Below are 16,422 nucleotides of genomic sequence, written 5' to 3' on the forward strand. Positions count from 1 at the left end.
TCCCTTGTTTTAGAGAAACATTATGCAGCGTAAGATCATACAATCCTTAGAAAAGTGGAAGCTCAAAACAAACCGCAAACCATTAATTATTCAAGGAGCAAGACAGGTAGGAAAAACCTGGGCGATGAAACATTTTGGCGAGCAATCATTTGAAAAAGTGGCGTATATCAACTTTGATAATAACCCTCGCATGAAAACGCTATTTTCTGGCGACTATGATATTGATCGCTTAATGCTCGGTTTGAAAATTGAAAGCGGTGTCGATATTCAAGCAGAAAACACTCTGATTATTTTTGATGAAGTACAAGAAGTCCCGCAAGCATTATCATCACTCAAATATTTTTACGAAAATGCACCTCAATTTTATATTGTCTCGGCAGGCTCATTGCTTGGGGTGTCGCTACATCATCAAGTCTCTTTTCCTGTCGGCAAAGTGGACTTTCTACCACTTTATCCCATGGATTTTCATGAATTTTTAACCGCACTTGGCAAACAAGATTTGGTGAAATTGCTTGAGCTGAAAGACTGGTCGCTAATTTTAGCCATGAAAACCACCTATATTGATTTGCTCCGTCTATATTATTTTGTGGGCGGTATGCCCGAAGCGGTAAAAGTATTTATCGAAACACAAAATGTCGATGAAGTGCGCCAAGTACAACGTAATTTATTGATGGCGTATGAACAAGATTTTTCCAAACATATTCACGATGGTCAAACTGTGCAAAAAGTGCGGTCAATTTGGGCTTCCATTCCTGAGCAGCTTGCCAAAGAAAATAAAAAATTTATCTATGCTCAGCTACAAAAAGAGGCGAGAAGCAAAGACTATGAAATAGCTCTGCAGTGGCTAAAAGACAGCGGCTTAGTGCATAGCGTGCCTCGAGTAAAGAAACCACATTTGCCGCTTTCCGCTTATCAAGATAATTCCTTTAAATTGTATGGTTTAGATGTGGGCTGCTTGCCGTGCAAAGCAATTTGGAGCCAGCGTACTGCTAGAAGGTAGTCGTATTTTTACCGAATTTAAAGGCGCTTTAACCGAACAATACGTTTTACAACAACTGATTGCCACGCAAGAAAATCCTGTTTTTTATTGGGCAACTGAAAAAGGTACAGCAGAGGTTGATTTTGTTGTGCAACGTAAGCAAGCTGTGATTCCGATTGAAGTCAAAGCAGAAGAAAATTTAAAAGCAAAAAGTTTGAAAGTGTATATAGAACAATTTCAGCCAGAACAAGCAATTCGTTTTTCAATGGCGGATTATAGGGAGCAGGATTGGATGGTGAATGTGCCGTTGTATGGGATAGATTTTATTAGTTTATAGTTATAGGAAGTAAAATGAAAACATACGAAATTAGTAGTATCAATGAGTTGAATAATCTTATTCAAAAATTAGGAGAACCTAAACAGGGAACCACTCGTTTTTTAGAGGACAAGCAGACGAAAAGTGGGACATGAATCCAAGTATCTTTAGAGAGCCATATCTTATTGAGAATGAGGATAAAATTATTAAAGATGTATTAACTAATTGTCCAGATGATTTTTTACCTACTGATACTTTGTTTGAGAAGCTGGTGAAATTACAGCATTATGGTTGTAAAACAAGGCTTTTGGATTTAACCACAAATGCTTTGGTTGCTTTATATTTTGCTTGCCATGAGAAGAAACATCATCAAACAAATGGAGAATTAATCATTTTAGACATTCCGAATGATCAAATAAAATATTTTGATAGTGATACAGTTGCAATCTTAACCGCTATTAGTGTACAACCTAGTAATTTTGAAATAATGGAAGCTATTAAAATTGCAGAAACGCAAAAAATAGTGAAAGAAAATAATTATTTACTTAGCCAGGCAGGGAATGTTAAGAACTTTAACGAAGTTAAAAGTTATTTAAGTCAAAATCATGGTATTAGCATGATGAATATAGATAAATATGTAAAATTAATTTTATCTGAATCAAAAGAAGAAGGGAAAGATGCATTCAAAAAATCATTTAATGAACAAAAAGAAATAATAAAATTACTTCATGATGTGAGGGCGGATAAGCCAAGTTTTCGTCCTGAAATAGAATGTAGTGATCTAGAGAGAGTGATTTGTGTGAAAGCTAAACTTAATAATGCTAGAATATCACGCCAACAAGGTTGCTTTTTATTATATGGACTTGATAAAAACAAATTACAACCTGCAAAAGTTCCTGAAGAATGGCAGCAAAAAATAGATGGGAAGAAAATTATTGTAAAAAAATAAGGCTAAAATAATGGAAGAACTTAAATCCTTTGGAATTAGCACTCAAACTTTATTTCCTGAATTAGAAAAACAAACTATAGAAATAATGGAACGATATAAATCGTGAAATAAACAAAATTTGATTTTCAAAGACCTATTTCTGTCTCTCAAAAGTGCAACCATCAGTTTTTTCATCATTTAATCTTCTTTAGATGATGTATTTAAGGTTAGCAATTATGTTATTTACAAACATAAAATGAGACATTGCATGGGTTTCTTTAATAGGAAATTTAAGAAGAGTTAAGGAAACATGATCTGCCCCCCAAAAGTTGGACAGGTTAGTTAACTTAAATATTGAGCTCGGTATTGCACTGGGCTCAATCCTTTTAAACCAAGTTTAATTCGTTCTTGGTTGTCATACACTAAATATTCTTCAATTTCAGCCTGTAATTCAGCAATTGAATGATAAGTTCGAGAGTAAAAACACGCTGATTTTAGTATCGCCAAAAAACTTTCAATCACCGCATTATTGTAGCAATTTCCTCGGTGGCTCATACTTTGCACCGCTTTACCTTCAACATCTTTACCCATTCCTCCGTGCCATACAATACGCCTTGGTCGCTATGAATAATCGGGCATTCTGTCGGTTTAAGCCGACTAAGCCCTTGTTCTAACATCTTTTTTAGCAATGAAAACTTCGGGCGTGTCGCAAAGTTATAGGCAATAATTTCTCGGTTAGCCAAGTCCATCAACGGTGAAAAATAAAGCTTTTCTTGCCCAACCTGAAATTCCGTTACATCCGTTACCCATTTTTGATTGAGTGCCGTTGCGGTAAAATCACGATTCAGCAAATTCGGGGCAATATGAGATGTTTTTCCTCGTTTTCCATGTCTTTTTTTGCGTAAAATAGAATGAATGCCTAACTCGTTTTAGCTACACGAAGTAAATCATTTAATGCATGGTTTGGCTTCAATCTTTCAATGATTTTTCTTTTTTCTGTCGTTGTTTTTGACGGTCGAACGCCTTCAACTCCTTTAGATAAGCAATCTCCGCTCGAGCCAAGGCGAGCTCTCGTTGTAACTTTTTAAACGCTTTAGGTGAAAAGTCTGTGGTTTCTGGAATTTCAATGTCTTTCTTTTTCATCTTTGGCTTCACTATTTTCGGTGTTTGAAGGTTTGTATGAGGCGATTTTACGCCATCAAGCCCTCTTTCCCGAAATGCTTTTAGCCAATAAATGACGAGAGCGTGGGAAATTTTATGAAGTTTAGCCACCTCACGGATACCATAATCCTGTTCGGTGACGAGTTTGATAATTTTCAAACGAAATTGATAAGAGTAGGACATAATCTGCACCTCAAAATAGGTGTCCAGATTTTGTGGTGCAGATCACTTGGAAGAAAAAAGGTCGTCTGAAACTGTAATTTCAGACATCCTTTTTTATGGCAGTTAAATTGTAGATTTAAGAGTTAATTGAATTCAATTTCCTCATTAAGTCTGTTATAAATGTCAACTTGAGTTTCAACTCGCAGTTCATTTACAAGCCAGCCTCTTAGTAAAGCTTGTCTAATAAAATCATCAATGCGATTAACTCCATTTATTTCTTTTAAGGTTACAACCACTCCAAATCGTATCCCATCTCCATCTCTTCTCCTTAAACGTTCAATAGTCTTAACACTCATTCCCCATTGTGGGTTGGATATATTAAGAACAGATTTAGAGCGTTTTTTCGGGGTAAAAGATTCACCAATATGCTTTACGTTATCCCATTTTCTAAAAATAGACCGTGCAGAATTTTCTTTAATATATCCAGGAGCATCATCAAAATGCTGCCTATCGCCATTAATTGGTTTTATGTCTTTTCCAGTTAATCTTCCAAAAGTGATATTTAATTCAGTATTGGTATAATCAACGCCTTGATTTCGAGAGCATTTAGGAAAATAACACATTGTTGCTTTAGCTACATAAGGATATTTATTTTCAGATAATGGTACCGGAAAATTGTAATTATAAGAGTTATATTTTTCTGAAATATCTGAAACAATAAACTTAATTTCATCATCAGGCGTTGAAAGAATATCCTCTATTCTAACTGGAATAATTCCATTACCAATCAGTATTCTTTCTTCAAAAGTTTTTTTGTCATTCCAGTTAATGGCAGAATCAATCAATAGAGCCTTAGCCTCTTCACGGCTTAATCCCATAATATAAATTAAGTATGCCAACTTTCGTGCAACAAGGGGAGCCGCATAACTTGTACCGCTGACTCTTGCAGAGCCTAAAGGTTCACATACATTGATAAATTGGCCATTTCCACCACCATAATAGGCAATATCTGGTTTAATAAAAAATGATAAGACAATCCCTTTGCGGGAATAATCTGCCGGATTATTATTAAAATCAACCGAATTTACGATTAATGAATTTAATGAATCGGCGGGAGAACCAATTTTTTTTCGTTGTTCTCCACTTATTTTTCCATTAGTACCAGCAATCACAAAAATAACATCATATTCAAATTGAATTTCATCTAAAACTGCCGCTTCAGCAGAAATGAAATTATCTTTTATTTCGTCATTGGAACCGAGTGATAAATTCCATACTTTGATGTCTGTATTTTGAGATACGATTTCTCTAATTTGTTTAATGATATTAAATGAATTAAATCCTTTATGAAGAGCTACACCAAAATGTCTTACTTGAAATCTACCACAGCCATCATCAAGATTTTTATTCAGATTAGGAGCATCTACAATTAATGATGATACTGCTGTTCCATGTTTGTAATCTGCAGCTTCTTTACGAATATCATCTGAAATCCAATCGTGATACTCAACCCATTCACTAAAATAGACATTTCGATCAAATAAGGTATCAATGACACCTATAACAGGCTCTGTTTTAGGCAAAGGGATAGGGATTTCAACTTGATTTACTATACCTTGAAAATCTTCTGGTGCTAACGATGAAAAATTTTCAACCGCCATAGATACTAGATAAGGAACCTTGGATAAAACTATATCCACTTTTTTTTCATCTAGTAGAACGGTAGTTCGATCTAATATATTGGCAGCAGATATATCAATATTGATTTTTTTTAATAGATCATGAATATTGGTATTAACATCATAAAAAGTAACAATAGAATTTCTTAAATCTTGCCTTTCTACTTTTTCAACACTAAATTTCTCAACAAAAAAAGCGTCTCTTAAGTATTGTTTAAAAGTACTTTTTGATAGTGAATAATCACTATACTGCAACTTATCAAATATAAATGGTTTATTAAATAACTCGTCAGTTATAATACCTTCTGAAAATGACTTTTCAAATAGATCAATAACTTTACTAGAGATATTAATCGTTTTATCTAGAATATCCTTAGAAATATAGTGCGTAATAATGTGTTTTGTTTTATCTGGATTAAATTTTGCACCAACCACTGTATCAATTGGTGTTGAATTTCTACCACCATCTAAATACCCATTAATACGATTACTTTTAGCAACTATTCTATCGTAGTACACACTAATTAAAACACCTTCAATGATTTTATTATCAAACCAAAATTCTCTCGTAGCTACTAAGGAACTATGAAGATTTTTCAGGTGAGATAGTTTTATTTTTGAATGTTTAGGTAATGTAATCTGTACAGTTTGATTTTTTCTATTTTCTTGCTTAAATTTATTCCCCTTTAATGCCAAAATATTATTCATTATTTATCTCCATTTAATCCTCTTGACACACTACTTTTTGATATTCCTGTTAAAATCTCTATTTCGCGTACTGTAAATCCTAATTTATGTAGCTCTTCTATACTAGGAATTGTACCTCCATATATACTTTTTAAAAAACGTTTAAAATAGTCATAAGGATCATTGATATCACTGAATGCCAATGATGTCCTGATGATATTTTTTAAATTCCCAGGATTTGGAATCTTTTTAGCACTCTTTATAATTTTTTTGAAAAGACGTGTATCTCTTGCTGCATATTTGAACTGTTTCAAGAAATAATTAAGAATAACCTCTGCCACTTCAACCTTATCATCATCTGAATATCTGTCGAAATCTATGATTGCATCAAAACGTCTGACCAGTGCTTTATCTAAATTTTTATATAAGTTTGTAGTGGCAATAATCACGGCTTCATTACTTAAATTGTCTAGAGCTTTCAGGAAAGTTGATGTTACACGTCCCATTTCACGAATATCATTTTGATTGATACGATCTAGTGCAATTGTATCAATTTCATCAAATAAAATTATGTAACTATTTAAAAATGGTAGTTGGTTAATTTCATTAAATACATTAGTTAAATTCTTAGCCGTTTGTCCCAACTTACTATCGACTAAATGGCTAAAATCTACCATCAATAATTCTCGATTTAACAGTCGAGCAATCTGTTTTGCACTCTCAGTCTTGCCTGTACCAGGAGAACCTACAAACAAGAACTTATTAATACCAATATTATGATTCACCGCATTAATTATACCTTTCAAGTCATTCATAATGGTTGTTGGTAAAGGCAATGGATCAGTATTCAACTTCACTGGAATAAGATTCTCATTGTAGTCTTCTCGTTGAGGGATAAATCTATCTGATTGAGACATTATTCCCATAATATATTGAGCAAGTTGAGAATCGCCTGTTTTATCAAAGTATCGTGCAATTGCAATCGCCTGATTCCGAAACTCGGTTTTTTTATTTTCAAAATGATATTTGATTAAATCAAGTACATCAGCTTTTTTCATTACTATAACCTCTCTTTTTTAATAGATTATACCCCTTAAACGGGACAAATTAAAATATTTTGGGACAAATCATTCTTGTGTGCGTAATATTAAACCTATATTTCATTTGTTTTATCTATTTTTCGCACTTTTACTAATGTCATGATAAATATGGGACGCTTATTTTGTTATCTGCTAAAGTGGATAACATCGAAATGTAACGCCTCATCTTGGTGCGATCGCTAACTGCTAAGATCGCTGTTGTGCTGGATAAAATCAGCGTTACCCGCTCGCTAATTGTAAAAAGTAGTAGTTTCACCATCCAAGTGTCATTTACCAAACAAGCCTAAGCTATGATAACGAGGGATAGAGCTACAAGGCTACCTCAAAAAACTCGCTGAAAATGGAGTGGAATCGTTATAGCAAGCAGGCTTTGATATATCAATGGTTAAATATTGCGCTATCTATGTTGTTTGTAAACTAATTCCAGAAGTACATAATCAACAAGAGCATGATCTTTTCATAGGCGAAGTCCTGGCTACTTGAACAGATGACTGACTATTCCATAATAGACATTGGAAATGTGATGACGTAATTGATGGGTTAAAAAGTTTGCATTATGTTGCTGCTGGGCAGTTCTTCATCACAGGGAAAAGCATCAACGTCCAAATGATTGATGTTTTAAGCAAAAATATTTCAAAATCTGACCGTACTTTTGAAGAAAAATGTCGTCTGAAAATGGTTTCAGACGACATTTTATTATAGACAGACGAAAGTCTGGCTATAAAAACCATACGCTATGCGTATGGAGCCAAATAGCTTAAGCGATGAACGGAAAAAATCCTCGCTATATAATGAACAAGGCTGACAACCAAAATTCAACATATAGGAGGATTATCATGGTAAGTAAAACCAGTGACAATTTAAGTCTATCACACACAAAATGGAATGGTAAGTATCACATTGTATTTATCCCGAAGTACAGAAGAAAAGCAATTTATGGAAAGTTAAGAGCAGATATAGGTCAAATATTGAGGCAGCTATGTGACTATAAAAATGTGGAGATAATAGAAGCGCATGCAATGCCAGACCATATCCATATGCTCTTAAAAATCCCACCTAAAATATCAGTATCAGGTTTTATGGGCTACCTGAAGGGGAAATCAGCGCTGATGATTTTTGAAAGACACGCGAACTTAAAATATAGATATGGAAATAGGCATTTCTGGGCGAAAGGATTTTTTGTAAGCACAGTAGGGTTAAATACAAAAGTAGTAGAGGATTATATAAGAAACCAAGAAAAAGAAGATATGGTTCAAGATAATTTATCAACGAAAGAACATGTTGACCCCTTTAAGGGGTAATCAAGGAAATAATTAGACGCGGTTGTCAGTTCTCACAAGCCCCTTGAGGGGATTGTGAAGTATAGGCCCTTATAGGGGAGCCTAAAAACCGCACGTTTTACGTGCGGATTGTTATTCTACTAGAAAATTTTTTCTAGATTTTTTGTTTTATGAAATTATAGATTTACTTTTTGTTTGGTACATGAGTTTTTCTATAATATGCAAGGTTTGCAGCTAAAAAAGCTGGAATTCTTTCTTTCATAATTTTCTCCTTAGTTTGAATTGAAAAAAAATCTTTTCGATTATAGTGAAAATTCTTTAAAGTCAAGTTTTTAAAAAAAGAAAAATCCCCATTTTTGGGGATTTTTTCAATTTTGCAGTATTTAATAACTAGAGTAAGAAAGTGTAATATAAGGTGAATATGGAGCAAAACCTAGACGACGAACTGATTTCTTCATTGCTTCATTTACACCTACAATTGTACTAGTATATTCATAATCTTTAATTATAAATTTATCCCCCTTTCTTATTAAAGAATATTCTTTACCACAAGCTTTAAATTTTAGTCGATTGTTAACTATTTCATAAACTCTTGAATCTTGTTCACAATCAATAACAATTTCATTTTTTTTCAAAATTGCTGCTTGAGTGCTAACACTAACAGAAATAGCAGCTAAAGCCAAAATAGCTAATGTTTTTACTTTCATAAGCTTCTCCTTGTTTGTTTAAAAGTTAAACAACCCTTATCTATAACTTATTTTATAATAAAGTCAAATAAAAATCCCCTAAATGGGGATTTTTTTAAAAATTTATTTTATAAAATAGCTACTATACAATTATCTTTATCTTCTTCATAAGGAGCTATTTTTTCATCAAAAATTTCTTTTAGAGTCTGTCAATCAATTCTAAAATTTGCCAAGAAATCTACAAGCTTTTCAGATTCATTAAAAAGACAAATTCTACAAGAAAATTTATTTACTTCATTTCAGACTTTTCAAAAATACCAATAACTTTTTCAATCAGACTTATCATGTCAATTAACAATAAAATAATCTTCTCATTTATACCTAAATTCTAACTCTATTCAATGAGTTAAAAGTATAGCTATATTTCTAAAATTTATTTCTCTTTTATCATAAATTTCCTCAAAATCATATTCTCATAAATTCATAATATTTTTTATTAAAAAATAAAAGGCACAAACAAAAAATAATTTTTTTAAATTATATTTTGCTTATGTCTAGAAAATGTTATATTAGGTGGTTATAAAATAAAATTTTTTATAAGCTTTTAATATAATTCATATTTTTTAATTGATTTTATTTCTTTTTTCTAAAAAATCAAGTTATTTAAAAAAATAAAAATCCCCTAAATGGGGATTTTTGAAGAAAGTTATTTTATAAAAAATTTATTTTCAGATTTTTTATAAAAAAGTTCTAAATCGCAAAGTGCAGTCATTTTTCGTTTGATTTCCACCAATTTTTTACCGCACTTTCAATTCCAGCTAATGTAGTCAATGTAGGGTGGGCGTAAGCCCACGCGTTTAACTAGGGTTTATTCCCACCCTATGGGCTGTAGTCTTCCTTATAGTCTAGAAATAACGTGGCAGACAAATATACTTTTAAAAATTAACGTAAAAAGGCATAATGGCAACCCCATTTTTTATAATTATTTGTTTTAGGAGCAAAAAGATGAATATTTTATTATTAGACGGTGGAAAAGAGTTTGGTCATTCACATGGCGAGTTGAACCATACGCTTCATAAAAAAGCGAAAGAAGTTTTGACCGCACTTGGACACAATGTAAAAGAAACTGTGATCGATGCTGGCTATGATGTTGAAGCAGAAATCGAAAAATTTTTGTGAATGGATGCCGTAATTTGGCAGATGCCAAGTTGGTGGATGCACGAACCTTGGACAGTGAAAAAATACATAGACGAAGTATTAACCGCCGGACACGGCAAGCTTTACCACAGTGATGGCCGTCATCGTGTCAATCCGACAGAAGGTTACGGCACAGGTGGCTTGTTGCAAGGCAAAAAACACATGCTTTCGCTTACTTGGAATGCGCCGATTGAAGCGTTCACCCGTGAAGGCGATTTCTTCGAAGGCAAAGGCGTAGATGCTGTGTACATGCCTTTCCACAAACTTAACGAGTTCATCGGCTTGACCCGTCTGCCAACATTCTTATGTAACGATGTGATTAAAAATCCACAAGTAGAACAATATTTAGCAGACTATCAAGCACACTTGGAAAAAGTGTTCGACTAATAAAAAATCCATCTTCAATACGAAGATGGATTTTTTGTTTATTTCGTTAAGATTGTTGTTATTTAACAACTTCCCCACAAATCATATTCATCAGAATTTGTGATGGTTACTTTAATTACATCGCCGACTTTTACATTGATTCCGCTTAAATTATCGACATAAACTAACCCATCCACTTCAGGGGCATCTGCTTTGGAGCGCCCAATAATGCCTTCTTCGTCAATTTCATCCACTAATACATCAAGGGTTTTGCCGATTTTTTGTTTTAAACGATTTGCAGAAATTTCCTGTTGTAATTGCATGAAACGATGGAAACGTTCTTCTTTCACATCTTCTGGTACTTGGTCAGCCATCTCTGTTGCAGGTGCACCTTCAACAGGGCTGAATTTGAAACAGCCTACGCGATCAAGTTGGGCTTCTTTTAAGAAATCGAGCAATAATTGGAAATCTTCTTCTGTTTCACCTGGGAAACCTACAATAAAGGTGGAGCGTAATGTTAAATCTGGGCAAATTTCACGCCATTGTTTAATGCGTTCTAAAGTGCGGTCAATACTGCCCGGTCTTTTCATTGCTTTTAAGATTTTCGGGCTGGCGTGTTGTAATGGAATGTCTAAATACGGCAAGAGCGTGCCGTCTGCCATTAATGGAATTAAATCATCCACATGCGGATAGGGATACACATAATGTAAGCGGACCCAAATGCCAAGTTTGCCAAGCTGTTTACAAAGCGTCATTAAATCATTTTTAATTGGTATACCATTCCAGAACGCCGTTTTTACACCGCCCTCTTGGCGTTTTAAATCCATTGAATAAGCGGAAGTGTCTTGTGATACCACAAGCAATTCTTTTACGCCTGCTTCGGCTAAACGTTTTGCTTCGTCCAAAACTTGTGTAATAGAACGGCTTTCCAAATTACCACGCATAGATGGAATAATACAGAACGTACAACGGTGATCACAGCCTTCAGAGATTTTCAAATAGGCATAATGTTTCGGTGTGAGTTTTATGCCTTGTTTTGGTACTAAGCTGGTGTAAGGGCTATGTGTCGGTTTTGGCACGTATTTGTGAACTTGCGCCATCACTGTTTCATAACTATGTGGACCGCTGACTTCCAAAACTTTGGGATGCACTTCACGAATTTGGTCTTCTTTTGCCCCCAAACAGCCAGTCACGATAACTCGCCCATTTTCTTCTAATGCTTCGCCAATCGCTTCGAGGGATTCCTGCACCGCACTATCAATAAAGCCACAAGTGTTCACAATCACTAAATCCACATTTTCATAGCTTGGCACAATGTTGTAACCATCGGTGCGTAGTTCCGTTAAGATTCGTTCAGAATCTACTAAGTTTTTGGGGCAACCAAGGCTTACAAAGCCAATGCTTGGGGTTGAATTTTGCATAAAATAACCGTTCTTTCGCTCTATAAAATTTCAAACGCAAGATTTTACTCAATTTTCGCAAGAAAGGCGATAAATTAAAGGCTTGGAAGGGTAAAGATTTTAATCTAAGTGATGTAGAATAGACGATTATGTCGGACTTATTTTTATCATTATGGAAAATTCATCTTTACCTTTAACCGCACTTTTCGATCCTTATCACTTAATTATTTTTAGCAAAATGCTGTTGGCAATGGTGCTTGGTAGCGTTATCGGCTTAGAGCGTGAGCTTAAGCGCAAACCTGTGGGCGTGAAAACTTGTGCCATTATTGCCGTCACCACTTGTGTGTTAACGATTGTTTCGATTCAAGCCGCAGAGCATTATGCGCAAGTTTCAGAAAATATTCGTACGGATCCGATGCGTCTTGCGGCTCAAGTGATTAGTGGCATCGGTTTTTTAGGTGCAGGTGTGATTTTGCATAAGAAAAATGATGCGATTTCAGGTTTAACCACCGCGGCGATTATTTGGGCTTCTGCGGGGATCGGTATTGCTGCTGGAGCGGGCTTCGTGTTTGATGCGGTCATCGCCACTGTGATGATTTTGGTGTCTATTCGATTAAGTCCTCTGGTTCAACATTGGGTTCATCGTAAATCACAACGTCGTCGAACAAAATTCAATATTCTTGTCAATGGTGCGGAAAGCATTGGAAAAGTCACCCAATTGTTAGTAAACAATCAGTATCGTATTGAACATATACAGGTGAAAGATCAAAGTAGTGGTGAAGTGCGGTTACAAATTCGCTGTTTTTCCATTGATTCCACAATGTTGAAAGATGCGTATGCATTGTTGAAAGCGGAAGAAGGCGTGATAAGTGTCGAAGTAGATAACTAGAAAAAGAGCGGTCGAGTTAAATTTTCTTTTAAATTGACCGCTCTTTTTTATTTCTTATGTAATTTCTTTCGCAAAATGTAAATTTCCATGAAAAATACTTGATTTTGCTAACGCTATCTTGTAATTAATAATGCTATTCAAACACAACAAGCTAAGGAAACAACAATGAAAAATGTAGGCTTTATCGGCTGGCGCGGGATGGTGGGTTCCGTATTAATGGATCGTATGTCGCAGGAAAATGATTTTGCGAATCTTAATCCCGTATTTTTTACAACTTCACAAGCAGGTCAAAAAGCCCCTGTATTTGGTGGCAAGGATGCAGGCGAACTTAAAAATGCATTCGATATTGAAGAACTCAAAAAATTAGACATTATCGTGACTTGCCAAGGTGGCGATTATACCAATGAAGTTTATCCAAAATTAAAAGCAACAGGCTGGGATGGTTATTGGGTTGATGCTGCTTCTGCACTACGCATGAAAGATGATGCAATTATTGTGCTTGATCCTGTAAATCAACACGTGATTTCTGAAGGTTTGAAAAAAGGTATTAAAACCTTCGTGGGCGGTAACTGTACCGTAAGCTTAATGTTAATGGCTATCGGCGGTCTATTTGAAAAAGATTTGGTGGAATGGATTTCTGTGGCAACTTACCAAGCGGCTTCAGGTGCTGGCGCAAAAAATATGCGTGAGTTGCTTTCACAAATGGGCTTATTAGAACAAGCTGTTTCAAGTGAATTAAAAGACCCTGCTTCTTCTATTTTAGATATTGAACGTAAAGTGACTGCAGAAATGCGTTCTGATAGTTTCCCAACAGAAAACTTCGGTGCTGCATTAGGTGGTAGCTTAATCCCTTGGATTGACAAACTTCTTCCAGAAACCGGACAAACTAAAGAAGAATGGAAAGGCTATGCAGAAACCAACAAAATCTTAGGTTTAAGCGACAATCCAATTCCTGTAGATGGTTTATGTGTGCGTATCGGTGCATTACGTTGCCATAGCCAAGCATTCACCATCAAACTGAAAAAAGACTTACCATTAGAAGAAATCGAACAAATTATTGCATCACATAATGAATGGGTGAAAGTGATTCCAAACGACAAAGAAACCACATTGCGTGAATTAACGCCAGCGAAAGTAACAGGTACATTAAGTGTACCAGTGGGTCGTTTACGTAAATTGGCAATGGGCCCTGAATATTTGGCTGCCTTTACTGTGGGTGACCAATTATTATGGGGTGCAGCAGAGCCAGTTCGCCGTATCTTAAAACAATTGGTAGCATAATTGGCAGAGTGCGTGAGGTAAAATCTCACGCACTTTTTCTTTCTTTTGTATGCGTTGATGTATCCCATCTAAAAACTTATGAATCGAGAATCCGACTTTACTCAATTTGCCTTTACTGAACTGTTACCTTTTTTTAATCAATTTCCAACGAAATATTTCACTGGCAAAAATAATGTCCAAATCGCTTATCGTCATTTAATCCACGCAAAAAGTGCGGATAGAAAATTGATGATTTTAGTGAGTGGTCGTGCTGAAAATATGTTGAAATGGTCGGAGCCAGCTTATGATTTTTATCATCAAGGCTATGATGTGTTGCTATTTGACCACCGTGGTCAAGGCTATTCAACCCATTTATTGAAGGATTCTGAAAAAGGGCATTTAGACGAATTTCGTTTCTATGTCGATGATATGGCGAAAATCATCGAAAAAGTGACCGCACTTTTTAATTATTCCACACAGCATTTGCTTGCTCATTCGATGGGCGCATTGATTGCAACCTATTATTTGGCAAATTGTGATCATCGCATTAATAAGGCGGTACTTTCTTCACCTTTTTACGGTATTCCTTTAAAACACCCTATTAGAGATGAACTGATTATTGCCCTGATGAATATTTTCGGACAAGGCGAGCGTTATGTTTTTGGTAAAGGGCCTTATCAACAAGCCCATTTGGAATACAATGAACTAAGTTTCTGTAAAACCAGAATGAAATGGATGAATCGTGTCAATCGTAAGAATCCAGCAATTCATCTTGGCGGACCAACATTCCGTTGGGTGCATTTGTGTTTGAATGCAATAAAAGCGCTCCCTAAAATCATTCCAAGAGTGGAAACACCCGTGCTTATTTTACAAGCGGAAAAAGAAAAAATTGTGGATAACAAAAATCTTGAAAAATTGACCGCACTTTTTCCGCATGCAGAATCCATGCTTGTACCTCAAGCAAAACATGAAATCCTTTTTGAAAAGGATAACGTGAGAAAAGCAGTGTTTGAGCGAGTGAATCAATTTCTTCATTCTTAAATTTTCCTAATTAGATTAAATACAAAACATTATATATTGATTTATATAATGTTTTGTATTTCTATCTTATGAGTGTTTAGCCTTTTATTGAGCAAGATCATAGTTTCTTTCTCACTATATCCCTACAATCCATAATACTTATTTGTAGTTATGTTTTTTGTCGTTTGTATCGTTGGAGTATCTATGTCAAAAATGAAGAAAATCGCCACCGCACTTTGCTTGGCTGGTGTCGGCGCTGTGGCATTGTGGGGAACGCAGTGGGTTATGCATAAAACAAGTTCACCGGAGTTTTGTGCTAGTTGTCATTCAATGAGTTATCCACAACAGGAGTGGGAAGGCTCTAGCCATTTTGCTAATGTAAAAGGGGTTAGAGCACAATGTTCAGATTGTCATATTCCAAAAGAAGGCTGGCATTATGTGAAAGCTAAATTTATTGCTTTAAAAGACTTGTGGTATGAAACACAAGGCAAGATTGAGAATAAAGAAAAATATGAAGCCCACCGTGCAGAAATGGCACAACGAGTGTGGGAGGATATGAAAGCCAATGATTCAGAAACCTGTCGTAGCTGTCACAGTTTTGATGCAATGGAGCTTTCAAAACAAACTAAATTAGCAAAACAAACTCATACGGAGGCGCAAACAAACGGTCAAACTTGTATTGATTGTCACAAGGGAATTGTGCATTTCCTCCCTGAGGCGCACGGTGATCAAAATGTACAAAAATCCTATGAAGCAAAAGGTGGATCTATCTCTGATGGTTCAGCGATTTTTGCTACTGAAATGGTAAAAGCGACCAATACTAAAGGAAATGAGGTTCGCTTAATGCCTTATGTTGAATTAATGCAATGGAAAGTGGATGGTAATCAAATTCAAGGTACTTTACATGGCTGGCAACAAGTGGGGGCTGAAGCAGTTGTGTATCAAGAATTAGGTAAACGTATCACGCTTGCTTTAATGGACGAAGATGCTCGTAATCATGTTCAAGTATTAAAAATAGTTCATGATGCAGTAACAGATTCTGATTGGAAAGAAATCAGTGTTACGGTGAATGTAGCTAAAGAAAAAATGACATCAGATTTAACCGCACTTAATCAATACGGTAATCAGTTAAACCAAACTCAATGTAGTGGTTGTCATGCTGCAATTAGCGCTGATCATTACACCGCTAACCAATGGATTGGCGTGGTGAATTCCATGAAAGACCGTACATCAATGAATAAAGATGAAGTCCGGGCGTTAACTATTTATCTGCAACGCAATGCCAAAGATATGGCAAAAAAATAATTACTGA

The 16,422-nt window shown here is 35.3% G+C and carries 12 protein-coding genes and 3 pseudogenes; 8 read left to right on the forward strand and 7 right to left on the reverse strand.

Features of this window, described 5'->3' with window-relative positions:
• Nucleotides 1–22: 22 nt before the first annotated feature.
• Together DV415_RS09310 and DV415_RS09315 are read left to right on the forward strand one after the other, a co-directional pair.
• Nucleotides 23–1,316 (forward strand): annotated as a pseudogene (locus DV415_RS09310) (ATP-binding protein).
• Nucleotides 1,317–1,419: 103 nt separating this feature from the next.
• A pseudogene (locus tag DV415_RS09315) lies at nt 1,420–2,244 on the forward strand (FRG domain-containing protein); the annotation flags it as partial.
• Between the two features lie 321 nt (nt 2,245–2,565).
• Here DV415_RS09315 and DV415_RS09320 read toward each other — a convergent pair.
• From DV415_RS09320 to DV415_RS09340, 5 genes are all read right to left on the reverse strand, one after another.
• On the reverse strand, nt 2,566–2,814 hold the full coding sequence (locus DV415_RS09320) for an IS3 family transposase (protein WP_118791037.1): 249 nt from the start codon (nt 2,812–2,814) through the stop codon (nt 2,566–2,568).
• A complete protein-coding gene (locus DV415_RS09325; protein WP_192879124.1) occupies nt 2,775–3,074 on the reverse strand; it encodes a DDE-type integrase/transposase/recombinase in 300 nt (99 codons plus the stop codon). Before DV415_RS09325 ends, DV415_RS09320 begins: the two co-directional genes overlap by 40 nt.
• A 118-nt stretch (nt 3,075–3,192) precedes the next feature.
• Nucleotides 3,193–3,567 carry a transposase gene (locus tag DV415_RS09330; protein ID WP_118791035.1) on the reverse strand — a complete coding sequence of 125 codons (375 nt, stop codon included), beginning with the start codon at nt 3,565–3,567 and terminating at the stop codon, nt 3,193–3,195.
• Between the two features lie 122 nt (nt 3,568–3,689).
• The gene (locus tag DV415_RS09335) at nt 3,690–5,933 is read right to left on the reverse strand and encodes a S8 family peptidase (protein WP_118791034.1); all 2,244 of its coding nucleotides are present in this window, start codon (nt 5,931–5,933) and stop codon (nt 3,690–3,692) included.
• A complete protein-coding gene (locus DV415_RS09340; protein WP_118791033.1) occupies nt 5,933–6,970 on the reverse strand; it encodes an ATP-binding protein in 1,038 nt (345 codons plus the stop codon). Before DV415_RS09340 ends, DV415_RS09335 begins: the two co-directional genes overlap by 1 nt.
• Before the next feature lie 878 nt (nt 6,971–7,848).
• On the opposite strand from DV415_RS09340, the gene tnpA reads away from it, so the two are divergent.
• Nucleotides 7,849–8,313, forward strand: a complete 465-nt coding sequence (gene tnpA, locus DV415_RS09345) for an IS200/IS605 family transposase (RefSeq protein WP_118791032.1) — start codon at nt 7,849–7,851, stop codon at nt 8,311–8,313.
• A gap of 362 nt (nt 8,314–8,675) precedes the next feature.
• On the opposite strand, the gene DV415_RS09350 is transcribed toward tnpA, so the two are convergent.
• Nucleotides 8,676–8,999, reverse strand: a complete 324-nt coding sequence (locus DV415_RS09350) for a hypothetical protein (RefSeq protein ID WP_118791031.1) — start codon at nt 8,997–8,999, stop codon at nt 8,676–8,678.
• 984 nt (nt 9,000–9,983) lie between these two features.
• Here DV415_RS09350 and DV415_RS09355 point away from each other — a divergent pair.
• A pseudogene (locus tag DV415_RS09355) lies at nt 9,984–10,562 on the forward strand (NAD(P)H-dependent oxidoreductase).
• A 62-nt stretch (nt 10,563–10,624) separates the two neighbouring features.
• Here the strand turns inward: DV415_RS09355 and rimO are convergent.
• Nucleotides 10,625–11,962: a 30S ribosomal protein S12 methylthiotransferase RimO gene (gene rimO / locus DV415_RS09360; protein WP_118794474.1), complete on the reverse strand. Its 1,338-nt coding sequence runs from the start codon at nt 11,960–11,962 to the stop codon at nt 10,625–10,627.
• Nucleotides 11,963–12,113: 151 nt separating this feature from the next.
• On the opposite strand from rimO, the gene DV415_RS09365 reads away from it, so the two are divergent.
• The 4 genes from DV415_RS09365 to DV415_RS09380 all read left to right on the forward strand — a co-directional run bounded on the left by DV415_RS09365 (nt 12,114) and on the right by DV415_RS09380 (nt 16,415).
• Nucleotides 12,114–12,830 carry an MgtC/SapB family protein gene (locus tag DV415_RS09365; protein ID WP_118794475.1) on the forward strand — a complete coding sequence of 239 codons (717 nt, stop codon included), beginning with the start codon at nt 12,114–12,116 and terminating at the stop codon, nt 12,828–12,830.
• 165 nt (nt 12,831–12,995) lie between these two features.
• Entirely contained in the window at nt 12,996–14,111 is a 1,116-nt protein-coding gene (gene asd / locus DV415_RS09370) for an aspartate-semialdehyde dehydrogenase (protein ID WP_118794476.1), read from the forward strand.
• 78 nt (nt 14,112–14,189) lie between these two features.
• Entirely contained in the window at nt 14,190–15,131 is a 942-nt protein-coding gene (locus tag DV415_RS09375; protein ID WP_118794477.1) for an alpha/beta fold hydrolase, read from the forward strand.
• A gap of 183 nt (nt 15,132–15,314) precedes the next feature.
• Entirely contained in the window at nt 15,315–16,415 is a 1,101-nt protein-coding gene (locus DV415_RS09380) for a NapC/NirT family cytochrome c (protein WP_118791025.1), read from the forward strand.
• Nucleotides 16,416–16,422: the final 7 nt, after the last annotated feature.

The organism is Haemophilus haemolyticus (genome assembly GCF_003490595.1).
In the GTDB taxonomy this organism is placed as follows: Bacteria; Pseudomonadota; Gammaproteobacteria; order Enterobacterales; family Pasteurellaceae; genus Haemophilus; species Haemophilus haemolyticus_L.

Bases quoted from the DNA above. Each gene is read 5' to 3' on its own strand.
- DV415_RS09320 (WP_118791037.1), bottom strand. From the start codon at position 2,814: ATGGGTAAAGATGTTGAAGGTAAAGCGGTGCAAAGTATGAGCCACCGA.
- DV415_RS09330 (WP_118791035.1), bottom strand. From the start codon at position 3,567: ATGTCCTACTCTTATCAATTTCGTTTGAAAATTATCAAACTCGTCACC.
- DV415_RS09335 (WP_118791034.1), bottom strand. From the start codon at position 5,933: ATGAATAATATTTTGGCATTAAAGGGGAATAAATTTAAGCAAGAAAAT.
- DV415_RS09340 (WP_118791033.1), bottom strand. From the start codon at position 6,970: ATGAAAAAAGCTGATGTACTTGATTTAATCAAATATCATTTTGAAAAT.
- tnpA (WP_118791032.1), top strand. From the start codon at position 7,849: ATGGTAAGTAAAACCAGTGACAATTTAAGTCTATCACACACAAAATGG.
- DV415_RS09350 (WP_118791031.1), bottom strand. From the start codon at position 8,999: ATGAAAGTAAAAACATTAGCTATTTTGGCTTTAGCTGCTATTTCTGTT.
- rimO (WP_118794474.1), bottom strand. From the start codon at position 11,962: ATGCAAAATTCAACCCCAAGCATTGGCTTTGTAAGCCTTGGTTGCCCC.
- DV415_RS09365 (WP_118794475.1), top strand. From the start codon at position 12,114: ATGGAAAATTCATCTTTACCTTTAACCGCACTTTTCGATCCTTATCAC.
- asd (WP_118794476.1), top strand. From the start codon at position 12,996: ATGAAAAATGTAGGCTTTATCGGCTGGCGCGGGATGGTGGGTTCCGTA.
- DV415_RS09375 (WP_118794477.1), top strand. From the start codon at position 14,190: ATGAATCGAGAATCCGACTTTACTCAATTTGCCTTTACTGAACTGTTA.
- DV415_RS09380 (WP_118791025.1), top strand. From the start codon at position 15,315: ATGTCAAAAATGAAGAAAATCGCCACCGCACTTTGCTTGGCTGGTGTC.